At 69.3% G+C, this 12,652-nt stretch carries 13 protein-coding genes; 5 read left to right on the top strand and 8 right to left on the bottom strand.

The window, feature by feature from the left end:
- Positions 1-25: 25 nt before the first annotated feature.
- Complete coding sequence (locus ACFQS9_RS21295; protein ID WP_378408479.1) at positions 26-577, bottom strand: dihydrofolate reductase family protein; 552 nt, start codon at positions 575-577, stop codon at positions 26-28.
- A 138-nt stretch (positions 578-715) separates the two neighbouring features.
- On the opposite strand from ACFQS9_RS21295, the gene ACFQS9_RS21290 reads away from it, so the two are divergent.
- The 3 genes from ACFQS9_RS21290 (at position 716) to ACFQS9_RS21280 (ending at position 3,319) form a co-directional block, all read left to right on the top strand.
- Complete coding sequence (locus ACFQS9_RS21290; protein WP_378408365.1) at positions 716-1,663, top strand: LysR family transcriptional regulator; 948 nt, start codon at positions 716-718, stop codon at positions 1,661-1,663.
- Between the two features lie 82 nt (positions 1,664-1,745).
- The gene (locus tag ACFQS9_RS21285) at positions 1,746-2,732 is read left to right on the top strand and encodes a sigma-70 family RNA polymerase sigma factor (protein WP_378408363.1); all 987 of its coding nucleotides are present in this window, start codon (positions 1,746-1,748) and stop codon (positions 2,730-2,732) included.
- A complete protein-coding gene (locus ACFQS9_RS21280; RefSeq protein ID WP_378408361.1) occupies positions 2,729-3,319 on the top strand; it encodes a TIGR03086 family metal-binding protein in 591 nt (196 codons plus the stop codon). Before ACFQS9_RS21285 ends, ACFQS9_RS21280 begins: the two co-directional genes overlap by 4 nt.
- A gap of 41 nt (positions 3,320-3,360) precedes the next feature.
- Here the strand turns inward: ACFQS9_RS21280 and ACFQS9_RS21275 are convergent, their stop codons facing one another.
- From ACFQS9_RS21275 to ACFQS9_RS21260, 4 genes are all read right to left on the bottom strand, one after another.
- Positions 3,361-4,020 carry a hypothetical protein gene (locus ACFQS9_RS21275; RefSeq protein ID WP_378408359.1) on the bottom strand — a complete coding sequence of 220 codons (660 nt, stop codon included), beginning with the start codon at positions 4,018-4,020 and terminating at the stop codon, positions 3,361-3,363.
- Between the two features lie 133 nt (positions 4,021-4,153).
- On the bottom strand, positions 4,154-4,735 hold the full coding sequence (locus ACFQS9_RS21270) for a TetR/AcrR family transcriptional regulator (RefSeq protein WP_378408477.1): 582 nt from the start codon (positions 4,733-4,735) through the stop codon (positions 4,154-4,156).
- A gap of 112 nt (positions 4,736-4,847) precedes the next feature.
- Positions 4,848-6,092: a serine hydrolase domain-containing protein gene (locus tag ACFQS9_RS21265; RefSeq protein WP_378408357.1), complete on the bottom strand. Its 1,245-nt coding sequence runs from the start codon at positions 6,090-6,092 to the stop codon at positions 4,848-4,850.
- Between the two features lie 59 nt (positions 6,093-6,151).
- Positions 6,152-6,841, bottom strand: a complete 690-nt coding sequence (locus tag ACFQS9_RS21260; protein WP_378408355.1) for a TetR/AcrR family transcriptional regulator — start codon at positions 6,839-6,841, stop codon at positions 6,152-6,154.
- A gap of 378 nt (positions 6,842-7,219) precedes the next feature.
- Here ACFQS9_RS21260 and ACFQS9_RS21255 point away from each other — a divergent pair, with 378 nt between their 5' ends.
- Positions 7,220-7,657 carry a DoxX family protein gene (locus ACFQS9_RS21255; protein ID WP_378408353.1) on the top strand — a complete coding sequence of 146 codons (438 nt, stop codon included), beginning with the start codon at positions 7,220-7,222 and terminating at the stop codon, positions 7,655-7,657.
- Between the two features lie 50 nt (positions 7,658-7,707).
- On the opposite strand, the gene ACFQS9_RS21250 is transcribed toward ACFQS9_RS21255, so the two are convergent.
- Positions 7,708-9,555 (bottom strand): galactan 5-O-arabinofuranosyltransferase, encoded by a 1,848-nt coding sequence (locus ACFQS9_RS21250; RefSeq protein WP_378408475.1) that lies wholly within the window; start codon positions 9,553-9,555, stop codon positions 7,708-7,710.
- 270 nt (positions 9,556-9,825) lie between these two features.
- Here ACFQS9_RS21250 and ACFQS9_RS21245 point away from each other — a divergent pair, with 270 nt between their 5' ends.
- The gene (locus ACFQS9_RS21245; protein ID WP_378408351.1) at positions 9,826-10,107 is read left to right on the top strand and encodes a hypothetical protein; all 282 of its coding nucleotides are present in this window, start codon (positions 9,826-9,828) and stop codon (positions 10,105-10,107) included.
- An 86-nt stretch (positions 10,108-10,193) separates the two neighbouring features.
- On the opposite strand, the gene ACFQS9_RS21240 is transcribed toward ACFQS9_RS21245, so the two are convergent.
- On the bottom strand, positions 10,194-10,955 hold the full coding sequence (locus ACFQS9_RS21240) for a decaprenylphospho-beta-D-erythro-pentofuranosid-2-ulose 2-reductase (RefSeq protein WP_378408349.1): 762 nt from the start codon (positions 10,953-10,955) through the stop codon (positions 10,194-10,196).
- Positions 10,952-12,400 (bottom strand): FAD-binding protein, encoded by a 1,449-nt coding sequence (locus ACFQS9_RS21235; RefSeq protein WP_378408347.1) that lies wholly within the window; start codon positions 12,398-12,400, stop codon positions 10,952-10,954. The genes ACFQS9_RS21240 and ACFQS9_RS21235 overlap by 4 nt, the downstream gene beginning before the upstream one ends.
- Between the last annotated feature and the right edge of the window lie 252 nt (positions 12,401-12,652).

Here is a 12,652-nt window from a genome sequence, read left to right as displayed (position 1 = left end):
GGGCCCGAGGTGCGGGGCGCGGGGGCTACGACGACGTGACGGCAGGCGCGTACGTGAGGACCACGACGCCGGTGTCCATGAGTTCGGTGTGGGTGTGCTCGAGCCTGCCCCGGAAGCCGTCGGCGGCAAGGGTTCCGCCGCCGGCGATCACCGGGTGCACCCAGAAGTGGACCTCGTCCAGCAGGCCGTGCTCGAGCAGGGTCTTGGCGACCGGCCCGAAGCCGTACATGAGGATGTCGCCGCCAGGCCGCGCCTTGAGTTCGGTGATCTCGGCGACGGCCTTGTCCTGGGGGATGACGGTGGTGTCACCCCAGGCGCCTCCCGCCAGGGTCGAGGAGACGACGTACTTGTCGATGCTGTTCATGCGGTCGGCGAACGCGTCGGTGCCTGCGCGCTCACTCCATGCGGGCTCGAAGTTCGCGTACGTCTCGCGGCCCATCAGCAGCGCATCGGCGGCGAACAGCAGCTTGTGCGCGTACCGCTCCAGGTCGTCGCTCCAGTAGTCGAAGGACCACTGGTCGAGCTGCTCGATATCGCCGTCGAGGGAGATGTACGTCGAGTTGATGATCTTGCGCATGTAAATGCTGCTCCTTGATCGAGTGGGGGATCCGGGATGCGATTCGCTGTCACATCAGCGTTCTGGATCGGTGAATCGGCAACAAGATCGGAAATCGGCACGCTCCGTTCAGCGGGGCTACACGAACAGGAGTGGGGCATGCTGGAACGACTGGAGCTCGAGGCATTCCTCACGCTGGCCGAGGAACTGCACTTCGGCCGCACCGCTGAGCGCCTGCACGTGACGACGAGCCGGATCAGCCAGACCATCAGGAAGCTGGAGCGCCGCGTCGGTGCGCAGCTGTTCGAACGCAACAGCCGCAGCGTGACGTTGACCGACGTGGGCAGGCGGCTCCGCGACCGCCTACTGCCCGCGTACGAGCAGATCAGCGTCGGGCTCGCCGAGGCGATCGCAACCGGCCGCGGCGTGCGGACCAAGGGCGTGGTGCGGGTCGGCTGGTCCGCACCGTGGTGCGGAAACCTGGTGGTGCGGGCCGCCGATCTGTTCCGCATGCGGTATCCGGACTGCGACGTCGAGATCCAGGAGATCCAGCTCTGCGACCCCCTCGGCGGCATGCGCGCCGGCACGGTCGACGTGCAGATCACCGAGTTCCCCATCGACGAACCGGACATCACCACGGGGCGACGGGTGTTCGCGGAACCGCGGTCGCTGATGGTCCCCGCAGGCCACCCGTTCGCCCGCAGGGAAAGCGTCTCGCTCGAAGACCTTGCCGATACGGTGCTGGTCACCATCGACGACGCCAAGGTTCCCCGCTATTGGATGGACCGATACTTCCCCCGCCGGACCCCCTCGGGCCGTCCGATCTCCCAGGGGCCCGCGCCGAACTTCTGGCAGGAAGTCCTGGTCTATGTCGCGTCCGGCGTCGGCGTCAGCACGGTTTCCGCCCGCGCCGAGCTGTTCCACGCCCGGCCGGGGATGGTCTTCGTGCCGTTTCGCGACGCCCCGACCATCGACTACGGCCTGATGTGGCCCGCTGCGGGTGAGAACCCCTTGGTCGGCCCCTTCCTGGACATCATCGACGAACTCGCGCCGGGCTTTCCTCCCTCACCTGATCGTGGTCCTCTGTACAGAAGGGGCGGGCCATGAAGATTCATCGAGCGACACCGATGAGTTTTCCCCTCGCCGCCGGTCTGTACTCGGGAAGGCATTCGACGAAGGGTGGGAATCGATGACAGAGGGCGCGGTTCAGGAGGACTTTGCTCCGCTGGCGGAGCCGTACCGGCGGGAGCTGTTGGCGCACTGTTACCGGATGTCCGGTTCGGTGCACGACGCCGAGGACCTGGTGCAGGAGGTGTACCTGAAGGCGTGGCGCGCCTACGAGAAGTTCGAGGGCCGTTCGTCGCTGCGTACCTGGCTGTACCGGATCGCGACGACCACCTGCCTGACCGCGCTGGAGAGCAAGGGCAAGCGCCCGCTGCCCACCGGCCTCGGCGCGCCGAGCTCGGACCCGGCCGGCGAGCTCGTCGAGCAGGGCGAGGTGCCCTGGCTCGAGCCGATCCCGGACGCCCTGCTCGGCACCGCCGCGAGTGACCCCGCGGTGGTCGCCACCTCCCGCGAGAGCATCCGGCTGGCGCTGATCGCCGCGCTGCAGTTCCTGCCCCCGAAGCAGCGGGCGGTGCTGATCCTGCGCGAGGTGCTGGCCTGGCCGGCCGCGGAGGTCGCGGAACTGCTCGGCATCAGCACGGCGGCGGTGAACAGCGCGCTGCAACGGGCCCGCGCGCAGATCGATCAGGCCTCGCCCGCCGAGGACGCCGTCGTGGAGCCGGTCGCGCCGGATCAGCGCGAGCTGCTGGACCGGTACATGGCGGCCTTCGAGACGTACGACATGGCCGCGCTCAAGGAGCTGTTCACCCAGGACGCCGTCTGGGAGATGCCGCCCTTCGTCGGCTGGTACCAGGGTCCCGACGCGATCCGCACCCTGATCGAGAACAACTGTCCCGCAAAGGGTCCGGGGGACATGAAGCTGATCCCCACGGTGTCGAACGGGCAGCCGGCGTTCGCGATGTACATGCGGGGGCCCGACGGTGGGTACTCCGCCTTCCAGTTGCAGGTGGTCTCGCTGGGGCCGTCCGGTATCGGCCACGTGACCGTGTTCTTCGACGTGTCGCTGTTCGGCAAGTTCGGACTGCCCGAGACGCTGCCGGTCGGGTCATGACCGGCGCCGCGCTCGCGTGGCCGTTGGCCGACCCGGTCGCGCTGCTGGAGCGTTCGATCGCCTACACGCTGGGCAGCCTGCAGCTCGTGACGGAGGAATCGATGGGCAGGGCCACGCCCTGCCGCGGTTGGGATCTGCGGGAACTGTTGGCGCACATGAATGATGCCCTCGGTACGCTGCAGGAGGCGGCCCTGGACCGGCACATCGTGCTGGCACCCGCCGCAGTGGGGCCGGACCCCGGAGCCGATCCCGTTGCGGCGCTGTGTGATCGCGCCTGCCGACTGCTCGGGTCGTGGGCACGCTCGGGCGATCCGGAGGGGATTCTGATCGGTGGCGTCTCGATGGCCGCGGGTATCGTGCCCGCCGCCGGTGCGTTGGAGATCGCCGTGCACGGGTGGGACGTCGCCAGGGCGTGCGGGCGAGACCGGCCGATCCCGCCGGACCTTGCCGAGGAACTGCTCACCTGTGCAACGCTTTTCGTCAGCGATGCGGACCGGCCGGCGCGATTCTCGGCGCCGGTTCACGTCGCCCCGGGGTCGCACCCGGGGACGCTGCTACTGGCGTTCCTCGGGCGCGACGCGGGCTGAGGTGTGGCTTCACCGGCGCCGGCGAAGCCACACCCTCACGGTCAGCTACCGAACGGGCGGGTGGCCTCGGACACGGTGAACGGCTGGGCGCCGGTGCCGTTCTTGACCTCGGGGTTGATCAGCGTGTTGATGCGGGCCTCGGCGCCGTGCTTGTGCTCGCCGGTGGCCATGTCGGCCGGCACCTTGTAGGTGAAGTCGACGAAAACCGGGTGGCCAGGGGTGATCTCGGGGTTGTCCTGGAACATCCCGAGGAAGCCGCCCTCCTTCCAGGACACGGTGGTGTAGTCGATGCCGTTGTAGGTGGTCTGCTCGTACGCGTTCGCCTCGATGGTCTTCATCGACGTGCCGAGTGCGCCGTCCACGGGCCGCTCCACCTTGACCAGCTGCAGCGCCGCCGGCACCGCGTCGCGGACCAGCTCGACGCGGGTGTTGCTGCCTGCGACGTACTGCACCATCACGCGGAACTTGATGGTGCCGCCCTGGCTCACCGCGGGCGAGGACATGATCTGCTTGACCAGCCGGCCCTTGCCGATGCCGCCGAAGCTGTCGACGAGGACGACGGGGTCGGTCTCGGACGTCGTCGGGACCCCGCCCGAGGATCCGAAGTCGGGCAGCTGGGCGGACGCGACGCCGGTGCCGAGGCCGAACAGGCAGGCCGCGGCCGCGGCGGTGGCGACCAGGCGGCGAGTGGTGGTGGTCATTTCTGTATTCCCTCCCGAATGTTGCGAACTTCACGAATTGGACGCACGTTCAGAAGTATGCAAGGTGTCTCTTACATCACGCAAGGGGTCTCTTACATCCCGCGAGGGGTGAAATCGCAACGCGGGGAGGAGGTCAGTCGGCGTCGGGCGCGGCCAGTAGCGTCGCGAGTGTCCGGGCGAAGCGCTCCGGACCGACATGGGCCGGCATCTCCTGGAAGAAGTCCGTGGTCAGGAAGTAGCCGATGGTGGCGCACATGCTCACCACCGCCGCGGCCTCGGGATCGTCGGCGGCATCGCCGATCCCGGCCAGTTCGGCGAGGTCGAGCGCGCCGCCGGCCGCCCCGGCCTCGACGAGCACGCCGCCGACGCGCTGGACGAGTGCCGGGGTGGAATCACGTTCGCGCAGGAGCAGGGCGATCAGCGTCCGCGCCTCGCGCAGGTAGCCGAGGTCGTCGAGGATCCGGGAGGTCAGGCCCGTGGGGCCGTCGGCACCGTCCGGTGCCGGCAGGCGCACCGGACGGATCGCCCGCAGCCGGGCGAGCTCGCGGTCGAGCCCGGCATCGAGGATGTCGTCCTTGGACCGGAAGTGCCGGTAGAAGCCGCCACGTCCGGCCGCCAGGCCCGCGGCATCCTCGATCGCCGTCACCGTGGTGGCCGCGACGCCCTGGGCGGCGAACAGGCGCAGGGCGGCGTCCATCAGGCGTTCTCGGGTCATCGACGGCACGGGCAGCAGCCTATCGGTGCGGAGGCAGGAACCTTCGTGCGTACCGCACGCCACGACCACGGCTGGTTCCGTCGCTGGCCCTGCTCGGCCGGGATTGGCGCGCCTAGCTGCCCGCGACGGCCCGGAGCACCTCGAAGGTCGCCTCCTCGTCCTGCTCGGTGCCGTGGTCGCTGAGCTTGACGATGACGGTGCGGGTGGCCGGGTCTACGTAGGTGTACTGGCCGTAGACGCCGAGCGCGGACAGGTCCGGGCTGTCGGGGGTGGGGTGCCACCACTGCGCGGCGTAGCCCCAGTTCGACCCCGAGACCTGGTGCGGCGCAGGGGCGCTGATGCGTTCGATCCATGCGGGCGGGACGACCTGGGTGCCACCCGCGCGCCCGCCGTCGAGGACGAGCTGGCCGATCTTGGCGTAGTCGCGGGCGGTGGCGTTGATGCAGCAGAACGCCTTCTCCTGGCCGCCGTCCCGGTCGAGGTTCCAGGTGGCCCCGTCCTCGGCGCCGATCGGGGCCCACAGGTCCCGCTCGAGCAGCTCGGTCAGCGGCCTGCCCTCGACCCGCGCCAGCACCTGTCCCAGGAGCTGGGTCTCGACGCTCCGGTAGTCACCCTCGCTGCCCGGGGTGAATGTGACCTCGCGGTGGTCGGCGACGAACTCGTCGAGGTCCTGGGTCAGGTACATCCGGGCCGTGCCGGTCAGCGGCCAGTACGGGTTGTAGTTCTCGGACACATCGACGCCCGCGGTCATGTCCAGCAGGTGCCGCACGGTCACGGTGTCGTACTCGCCGCCGGTGGTCAGCTCCGGCAGGATGTCGACGAGCCGGTCGTCCTCGCGGAGCTTGCCCGCGTCGATCGCCCGCCCGATCAGCAGCGAGACAACCGACTTGGCCATCGACCACGACGACAGCCGCGTCGTCGGCTCGACGCCGTCGCGGTACCACTCGTGGGTGAGCGCGCCGTCGCGCAGCACCAGGAAGGCGTTGGTGTGGGTGGACTCGAGGAACTGCGCGACCGGGATCTGCTCGCCCTTCCACGGCACCGTCTCGGGTAGCGGAATCGGGTTCACCGGCAGCGGAGCGGGATCGGGCGAGGCCGCCACCGCACGTGCCGGATACAGCTCACCCTGCTTCGACGGTGCGTCCGTCAGCAGCCGGGCCAGGGTCGGGGGCGTCGGGATGTCGAGGGCGGCCGTCGCTGCATAGGTTGTCGCCACCACGGTCGCCGCGACCACCGGGACGACGATCGCGGCCGTGCGCAACCGGGAGCGGGAACGGGCGGGTGCGGTTGGGGCCGAGGTGGATTCGGCGTCTGCGGGTTCGGTGGTGGTGGGCTCGGTGGACGTGGGCTCGATCATGCGCGGGAGATCCTCGAAATCGGTGCGGTGGGCGGGTCGGTGCGGCCGTGGGGGTGCGGTCAGTCCGCGGGCTCGCGGCCGGGGGCGGTGCGGGCCCTGGCGTCGACGGCCGTCCAGAACGCCTCGATCAGGGTGTCGAGCACCAGGTCCGGGCTCAGCTCCGAGAGCGCGGGGGCGTGTGCGGCGATCGCGGGGTACCGCGCCGGGTCCGCGCCGACGTACTCGCTGGCCCAGGCGCGTTCGTCGCCGGCGCGTAGCTTGTCCGGCAGCACCGCGTAGCCGGCCCGCATCCCCGCGTAGGACAGCACGGACTCGGCCAGCATCCGTTGATAGCGGACCACGTCCGCCGGCTCCAGCCCCAGCTCGTCCAGCGCGGCGAGCATCATCTCGACGAGGGCGAACTCGCCGGGGCCGCGGGTGGTGCGCGGCGCCACGGCGGCGCCGACATGGGGATGTTCGGTGAACACCGCGACCACCGCACCGGCGAGGTGTTCCATCCGCTGCTTCGGACCGAGCCCGGAGGGGACGCGTTCATGGGCCATGGTCAGCAGCCGGTCGCCGACGGCCCGCAGGAGCGCATCCTTGTCGGCGAAGTGCCGCCACACCGCCGACCGGTCGACCCCGAGCTCCTCGCCGAGCGCGCGCCCGGTCAGGCCGTCCGGGCGGCCCCGCGCGGCGATCCGAACGGCGGCGTCCACGATCACCTCGGGCGTCAATCGGACCGTTCGGCGCGAACCGACATTGACCATCGTGTACTCCCCAATGAGTCGCCAGTGTTGTCATCAATGATGACAACACTGGCGTTGATGCGTGGGCGTTTCAGCAAATGGGCTGCTCCGCGCCATCCCAGACGATCACGCCTTCGTGCACACCTTGTGACAGGAACGCACACGCGTTGAGCGGCCAGCATGGGTGCGACGCTGTCAGAAAGTGTGCGCCGCCAACCAGCTGCGCGCGCTCGAGTCCGCCCTGCGCACCGTCACCGCAGGTCAGGGCTTTCGCCTCGACGCTATGGCCTGGTTCGGCGGGTAATTTCCACCCGCGCGATGAGTTTCGCGGTCGGCGCCGGTCTATATGGCAACCGCTTCGCGCGCCGTGCACGAAGCAATCGAGCATCGGAGCCCGCCATGACCACCACGTCCTACACCACGACCACCGCTCCCGCCGCCACCAACGCCGCCCCCTCGCGCCGGGCGCGGATCACTGGCCTGGTCCTGAGCGGGTTGGCCGTCGTGTTCTTCCTCTTCGACTCGCTCACCCACATCGCGAACGTCGAGCAGGTGCGCACCGCGATGGAAGATCTCGGGTTCGATCCGAGCCTGAACAGGGTGTTCGGTGTCGTGCTGCTGATCTGCCTCGCCTTCTACGTCGTGCCGCTCACCTCGATCCTCGGCGCGGTCCTGCTCACCGGATACCTGGGCGGGGCGGTGGGCACGAACCTACTCACCGAGCAGCCGATCCTCAGTACCACCCTGGCGCCGATCTACTTCGGCATCCTGGTGTGGGGTGGCCTGTACCTTCGTGATTCGCGGGTGCGCGCGATCATGCCGTTCGTCCGCGGCTGACCCGCCCGAATCCGTCCCCCGCGCCCAACGGGCGTGGGGGACAGTCGTGTTCAGCCGACGCGCGTGACGACGACGAACGGACCGACCTCCGTGGTCGTGAACCGCGGGTCGTCGAACAGCGTCTGGGGGAAGGCCACCGTGTAGCGTCGCACGTTCGGGTCGTTGGGGTACACGTCCTCCGCCAGGCGCAGGGTGTAGCCGTCGGTTCCCTTCCGGAAGACGAACACATCCGGTGCGCGCCAGGGGCTTTCGTCCATGGCACGGATCAGCGCGTCGGGGCTCTCGGCTTCGGTCCAGTCGGCGATCGCGGCGGCGCGCCGGTCGAACTGCGCCAACGGGTTCGCGTAGTGCGAGGTCAGTCCCTGGAAGCCGAAGTACGGGTAGAAGCTGAGGAAACCGGTGTCGGCGGTGAGCACCACGGTGTCCGAACGCGGCCCCGGTCGCTGCGCGGCGATGGCCGCGTCGACCTCGTCGTAGTACGAGGCGGCGCCGGGCGGGCGCTTGTCGGCCCGTTCGCCGTTGCCGTCGGTGTCGGTGTACGCGGTGGTGATCTCCGTCGCGAGCACCTGCGGGATGTTCTGCACGAACGCCACCGCGCCGAGCGCGCCGATCGCGACGATCCCGGCCCGGACCCGGGGGTTCTCGCTGGTCGCCAGGAACGTCCAGCGCGCGAAGTCGAGAAATCCGAAAACGCCTGCGGCGCCGAGCAGTACCAGCAGCACAGGTTCGAGGCGGAACGACAGCAGGGTGTTGCCGATCGCCGTCACGGCCATCGAGAGCAGCCACCACGCGTACACGGCGACCACGCCGATCCCGAGTGCCTGCGCGCGCCGCGAGGAGGTGAACCGGCCGACCAGCCACACCGTGCCGAGCAGGCAGAGCGCCCCGATCAACGAGAAGTGGAACATCGGCAGGGGGAGCCGGGCCCCGGTGTCGGGCAGGTAGTGCAGCGCGGTTCCGGAGCTCGCGGTGGCCCCGGTGCGGGCCTCGAGCAGGTAGGGCAGCCAGACCACCAGCGCCAGCAGTCCGGCGATCGCCGCGATGACGGCCAACCGCACCGCGGGGTCCAGCGCGGCACGCCAGGATCCCTGCGCACGTACCGCCAGCGCCGCCGAGGCCAGCGCCATCAGCGTCACGGCGAACGCCGCCCAGCCCAGGTAGAGGGTGTAGAAGGTGGCGGCGATGCCGAGGAAGATCCCGGTCCCGACGATCGCGCCCCAGCCGTCGGTACCGGTCCGACGCGGTCGGTACAGCCCGCCCCAGGCCAGCACCAGGACCGGCGGCAGCAGCACGACGAGCACCGCGCTGTACGCCTCGGGCGAGGCGTAGGCCACCGCGATCGCGGTCACGGCCGACGCGACGAGCACCGCGACATGGTCGCGGATGAGCTTGGACCACAACACCAGTGACACAACGGAGGCCACCGCGAGGGACGCGATCGCGTACGGCTTGAAGACCTCCCAGCCGTCCATGCCGAGCAGGTTCGCCAGCCGCCCGCCGACCCAGAACCAGCCGGCCGGGTAGAACGAGGGCAGGTCCGCGTAGGTCATGTCCTTCAGCGCCGCGGTGTCCGTCATCCGGGTGAGGAACTCGGTGCGGAACTCCTGGTCCACCGACACCCCGAACAGGTACAGCCTCGTCGCGGCCAGCGGCATCCCGAGGGTGACGGTGACGAAGCCGGACAGCGCCGCCCAGGACAGCAGCTTCGCCGCGGGCACCGCGCGGCGCGCCCGCAGCAGCCACACCGACAGTGCCAGGGCCGCCAGCGCGACGACCTGGCCGACGGTGGTCAGCGCGCGGGTGACGTTGGAGGCGTTGAACGCAGGCCAGTCCACGAGGGAGAAGGCGAGCAGTCCGACCGCGGCCACCGCGGCCGCGACGACCGCGGCCAGCGCCATCTCGCCTGCGGTGGACAGCGCGCGCCGCAGGGGGTCCCTGCGGGCCGCGGACGTGCTCGGTGCGGTGTCGGGGATCGGAGCTGCGGGAGCGTCGGTCACGAACACCGAGCTTAGTGAACGGCGGCGGACCCGGATGCGAGCGCCGCGGATTGCCGGGCGCACCGGGGCCCGGGGTGGCCGGATCGGCCTCCTTGGGTGCCTATTCGTGCAGGCCGCGCGCCCCCATATTTGTTGTAGTCCACCCGGACCGACCCAAAGGAAAGGCCACACATGACCTCTCGAACCGCCAAGACGCTCGCCGCCTCGTTCATCGTCGCCGCAGGATTGGCCGGTGCCACGGCCTCGGTCGCCCAGGCCGAGATCCGCACCGCCCCCGACGGGACACAGACGACCGTATGCGTCTACAACGGTAAGGATTACAGCGTCGGTAGCAAGGTCTATCACCCGGACGGCACCTACCAGACCTGCAAGAGCAGTGGCGAGTGGCAGCGGGTCGAGCCGGGGATGGGCGATGTGCGGCCCGCCCCGGCGGCGCCCAAGGCGGTGGCCTGACCTCAGTGGTCGCCTGAACCGACGAGTCGGCCCCACCCCAGTGCGCTGTGGTGGGGCCGACTCGTGGTGCGGTGCGGTCGCGAGTCCTAGACCGGCAGCTTGCGGAAGATCGAGCGCGGAACGTGCCGCAGGATCATCATCACGAAGCGGAACGGGCCCGGGGCCCAGACGATTTCCTTGCCCTTGTCCGATGCCGCAACGGCGAGCTTCGCGACGTCGTCCTTGTTGACCGTCAGCGGAGCTTCCTTGACGTGGGCGCTGAACTTGGTGCGCACCATGCCCGGCCGAACCACGGTGACCTTCGGTCCGAACTCGGCAAGCGCCTCGCCGAGCCCCAGGTAGAACCCGTCCAGGCCCGCCTTGGTCGAGCCGTACATGAAGTTGGCACGCTTGACGCGCTCGCCCGCGACCGACGACATCGCGATGATCTTGCCGAAGCCCTGCGCCTTCATCTTCTCGCCGAGGAGAACACCGACCGAGACGGCCGCGGTGTAGTTGACGCCCGCGACCATGACGGCCTTGCGCTGGTTCTGCCACAGCTCCTCGGAATCGCCGTCCAGTCCGAAGGCGACGATCGCGACGTCGACGTCACCCTTGGACCAGGCCGCGTCGATCACCTTCGGGTGCGACTCGGTGTCCAGGGCGTCGAAGTCGATGACCTCCACCGAGGTGGCGCCCTTCGCCTCGAGCTGCTTGACCGCGGCGTCGCTGCCGGGATCGCCCGGGAGCGTTGCCAGGATCACGCGCAGCGGCGCCTTCGTCAGGTACTCCTCACAGATGGCCAGGCCGATCTCGGAGGTGCCACCGAGGAGAAGGATGGTCTGCGGGTTTCCTACTGCATTGATCACAATTCAAGCCTTCTGGACATGTCGGAGGCGAAAACGCCTGTGGGGTCGTACTTCCGGCGCGTCGCGATCCACTCGTCGATGCGTGGGTACATCGCGTGGAAGGTCTCCGCGGTGGTGCGCGAGTCCTTGGCCGTGTAGAGGCGTCCGCCGAATTCGAGGACCCGCTTGTCGAGTTCGGTGACGAACTCGTTCAGGCCCGGCTTGATGCGGAAGTCGACGCAGATGTTCCAACCGGACATCGGGAAGCTCAGCGGCGCCTGGTTGCCCTCGCCGAACAGCTTGAACACGTTCAGGAACGAGTAGTGACCGCTGCGCTGGATGTCGACGATGATCTTCTTGAACTCCTCGACGGCCTCCGGCGGAACCACGAACTGGTACTGCAGGAATCCGTTGGATCCGTACGCGCGGTTCCACTCACCGAACATGTCGAGCGGGTGATAGAACTGCGTCAGATTCTGGACCTTGCCGCGGTACGTGCCCGCCTTGCGGAACCAGAGTTCGCCGATCGCGGAGAAGTTGAACTTGTTGGCCAGACCGTTCGGGAAGATGTCCGGGAACGTCATCAGCGTCGGCGCGTCGAACGCGAGCGGGTTCTTCTGCAGCTTGGCCGGAAGCTGATCGAGCTTCGCGAGCGAGCCACGGGAGACCGCGGCGCGACCCAGCTTCGGCGGCGCGGAGATCGCGTCGAACCACGCGCTGGAGTACTCGTAGTTGGCCTCGCTGCCGTCGCTGTGCAGCGCGATGGTCTCGTCGAGGCTGTTGGTGACGTCGCCGTCGGCGATGAAGTACGCCGTCTCGGTGGGCGTCATCTTGATGGTGGCGCGCAGGATGATGCCGGTCAGGCCCATGCCGCCGACCGTCGCCCAGAACAGCGCGGCCTTGGGATCGGTTCGCCCGCCCTTGGGGGTGAGCGTGCGGACCTTGCCGTCGGCGGTCAGCAGGTCCAGCGACACGACGTGGTTGCCGAAGCTGCCGGCGCTGTGGTGGTTCTTGCCGTGGATGTCGGAGCCGATGGCCCCGCCGATCGTGACCTGGCGGGTGCCCGGCAGCACCGGGACCCACAGGCCGAACGGCAGGGCGGCCTTCATGAGCTGGTCCAGGTTCACCCCGGCGTCGACGTCCACCAGGTGGGTGTCGCGGTCGATGCGATGAATGCGGTTGAGCGCATTCATGTCGATGACCAGGCCGCCCGCGTTCTGCGCCGGGTCGCCGTAGGACCGCCCGAGTCCGCGGGCGATGACACCGCGCCGCAGGTAGGAGGGCTTGCCCTCGTTCTGCTCGGCGACCTGCGCGACCGCGCTGGCGATCACCTCGACGTCGGGCGTGGACAGCACCTCGGCGGTGGTGGGCGCGGTGCGCCCCCAGCCGGTGAGGGTGCGGGTCTGGGTGGTCAGAGGCTGCGGCTGCACGGCGGCGGCCGGGGACTCTTCAGCTGTCGTGGACATCGCTGTAGAGGTTACCTGGCGGTAGCGCATCCGACCCCTGCCGAGTGTGCAGATATGTCCGCCGCCACTCGACATTTGCCCCGGTAGCTGCACACTCGGCGCCCGCCCCCGGACCGCCGAGTGTGCAGCTACCGGGGCTGTTCCTGGGGGTTTGGCCCGGGAAGTGCACGCTCGGCGAGGCGGCTCAGGCGATCAGGCCGGCGGTCTGGGTGCGGGCGCGGTCGAAGCGGGCGGCGACGTCGTTCCAGTTGA

Origin of the sequence: Rhodococcus daqingensis (assembly GCF_042665615.1) — a bacterium.
Lineage (GTDB): Bacteria > Actinomycetota > Actinomycetes > Mycobacteriales > Mycobacteriaceae > Rhodococcus_G > Rhodococcus_G daqingensis.
This window is presented reverse-complemented; position numbering and strand designations above follow the sequence as displayed.

What these genes read in the sequence shown, in the direction of transcription:
- ACFQS9_RS21285 (WP_378408363.1), top strand. Translation starts at nt 1,746, where the DNA reads ATGACAGAGGGCGCGGTTCAGGAGGACTTTGCTCCGCTGGCGGAGCCG.
- ACFQS9_RS21295 (WP_378408479.1), bottom strand. Translation starts at nt 577, where the DNA reads ATGCGCAAGATCATCAACTCGACGTACATCTCCCTCGACGGCGATATC.
- ACFQS9_RS21245 (WP_378408351.1), top strand. Translation starts at nt 9,826, where the DNA reads ATGACCTCTCGAACCGCCAAGACGCTCGCCGCCTCGTTCATCGTCGCC.
- ACFQS9_RS21260 (WP_378408355.1), bottom strand. Translation starts at nt 6,841, where the DNA reads ATGGTCAATGTCGGTTCGCGCCGAACGGTCCGATTGACGCCCGAGGTG.
- ACFQS9_RS21255 (WP_378408353.1), top strand. Translation starts at nt 7,220, where the DNA reads ATGACCACCACGTCCTACACCACGACCACCGCTCCCGCCGCCACCAAC.
- ACFQS9_RS21250 (WP_378408475.1), bottom strand. Translation starts at nt 9,555, where the DNA reads ATGGCGCTGGCCGCGGTCGTCGCGGCCGCGGTGGCCGCGGTCGGACTG.
- ACFQS9_RS21235 (WP_378408347.1), bottom strand. Translation starts at nt 12,400, where the DNA reads ATGTCCACGACAGCTGAAGAGTCCCCGGCCGCCGCCGTGCAGCCGCAG.
- ACFQS9_RS21290 (WP_378408365.1), top strand. Translation starts at nt 716, where the DNA reads ATGCTGGAACGACTGGAGCTCGAGGCATTCCTCACGCTGGCCGAGGAA.
- ACFQS9_RS21265 (WP_378408357.1), bottom strand. Translation starts at nt 6,092, where the DNA reads ATGATCGAGCCCACGTCCACCGAGCCCACCACCACCGAACCCGCAGAC.
- ACFQS9_RS21270 (WP_378408477.1), bottom strand. Translation starts at nt 4,735, where the DNA reads ATGACCCGAGAACGCCTGATGGACGCCGCCCTGCGCCTGTTCGCCGCC.
- ACFQS9_RS21275 (WP_378408359.1), bottom strand. Translation starts at nt 4,020, where the DNA reads ATGACCACCACCACTCGCCGCCTGGTCGCCACCGCCGCGGCCGCGGCC.
- ACFQS9_RS21280 (WP_378408361.1), top strand. Translation starts at nt 2,729, where the DNA reads ATGACCGGCGCCGCGCTCGCGTGGCCGTTGGCCGACCCGGTCGCGCTG.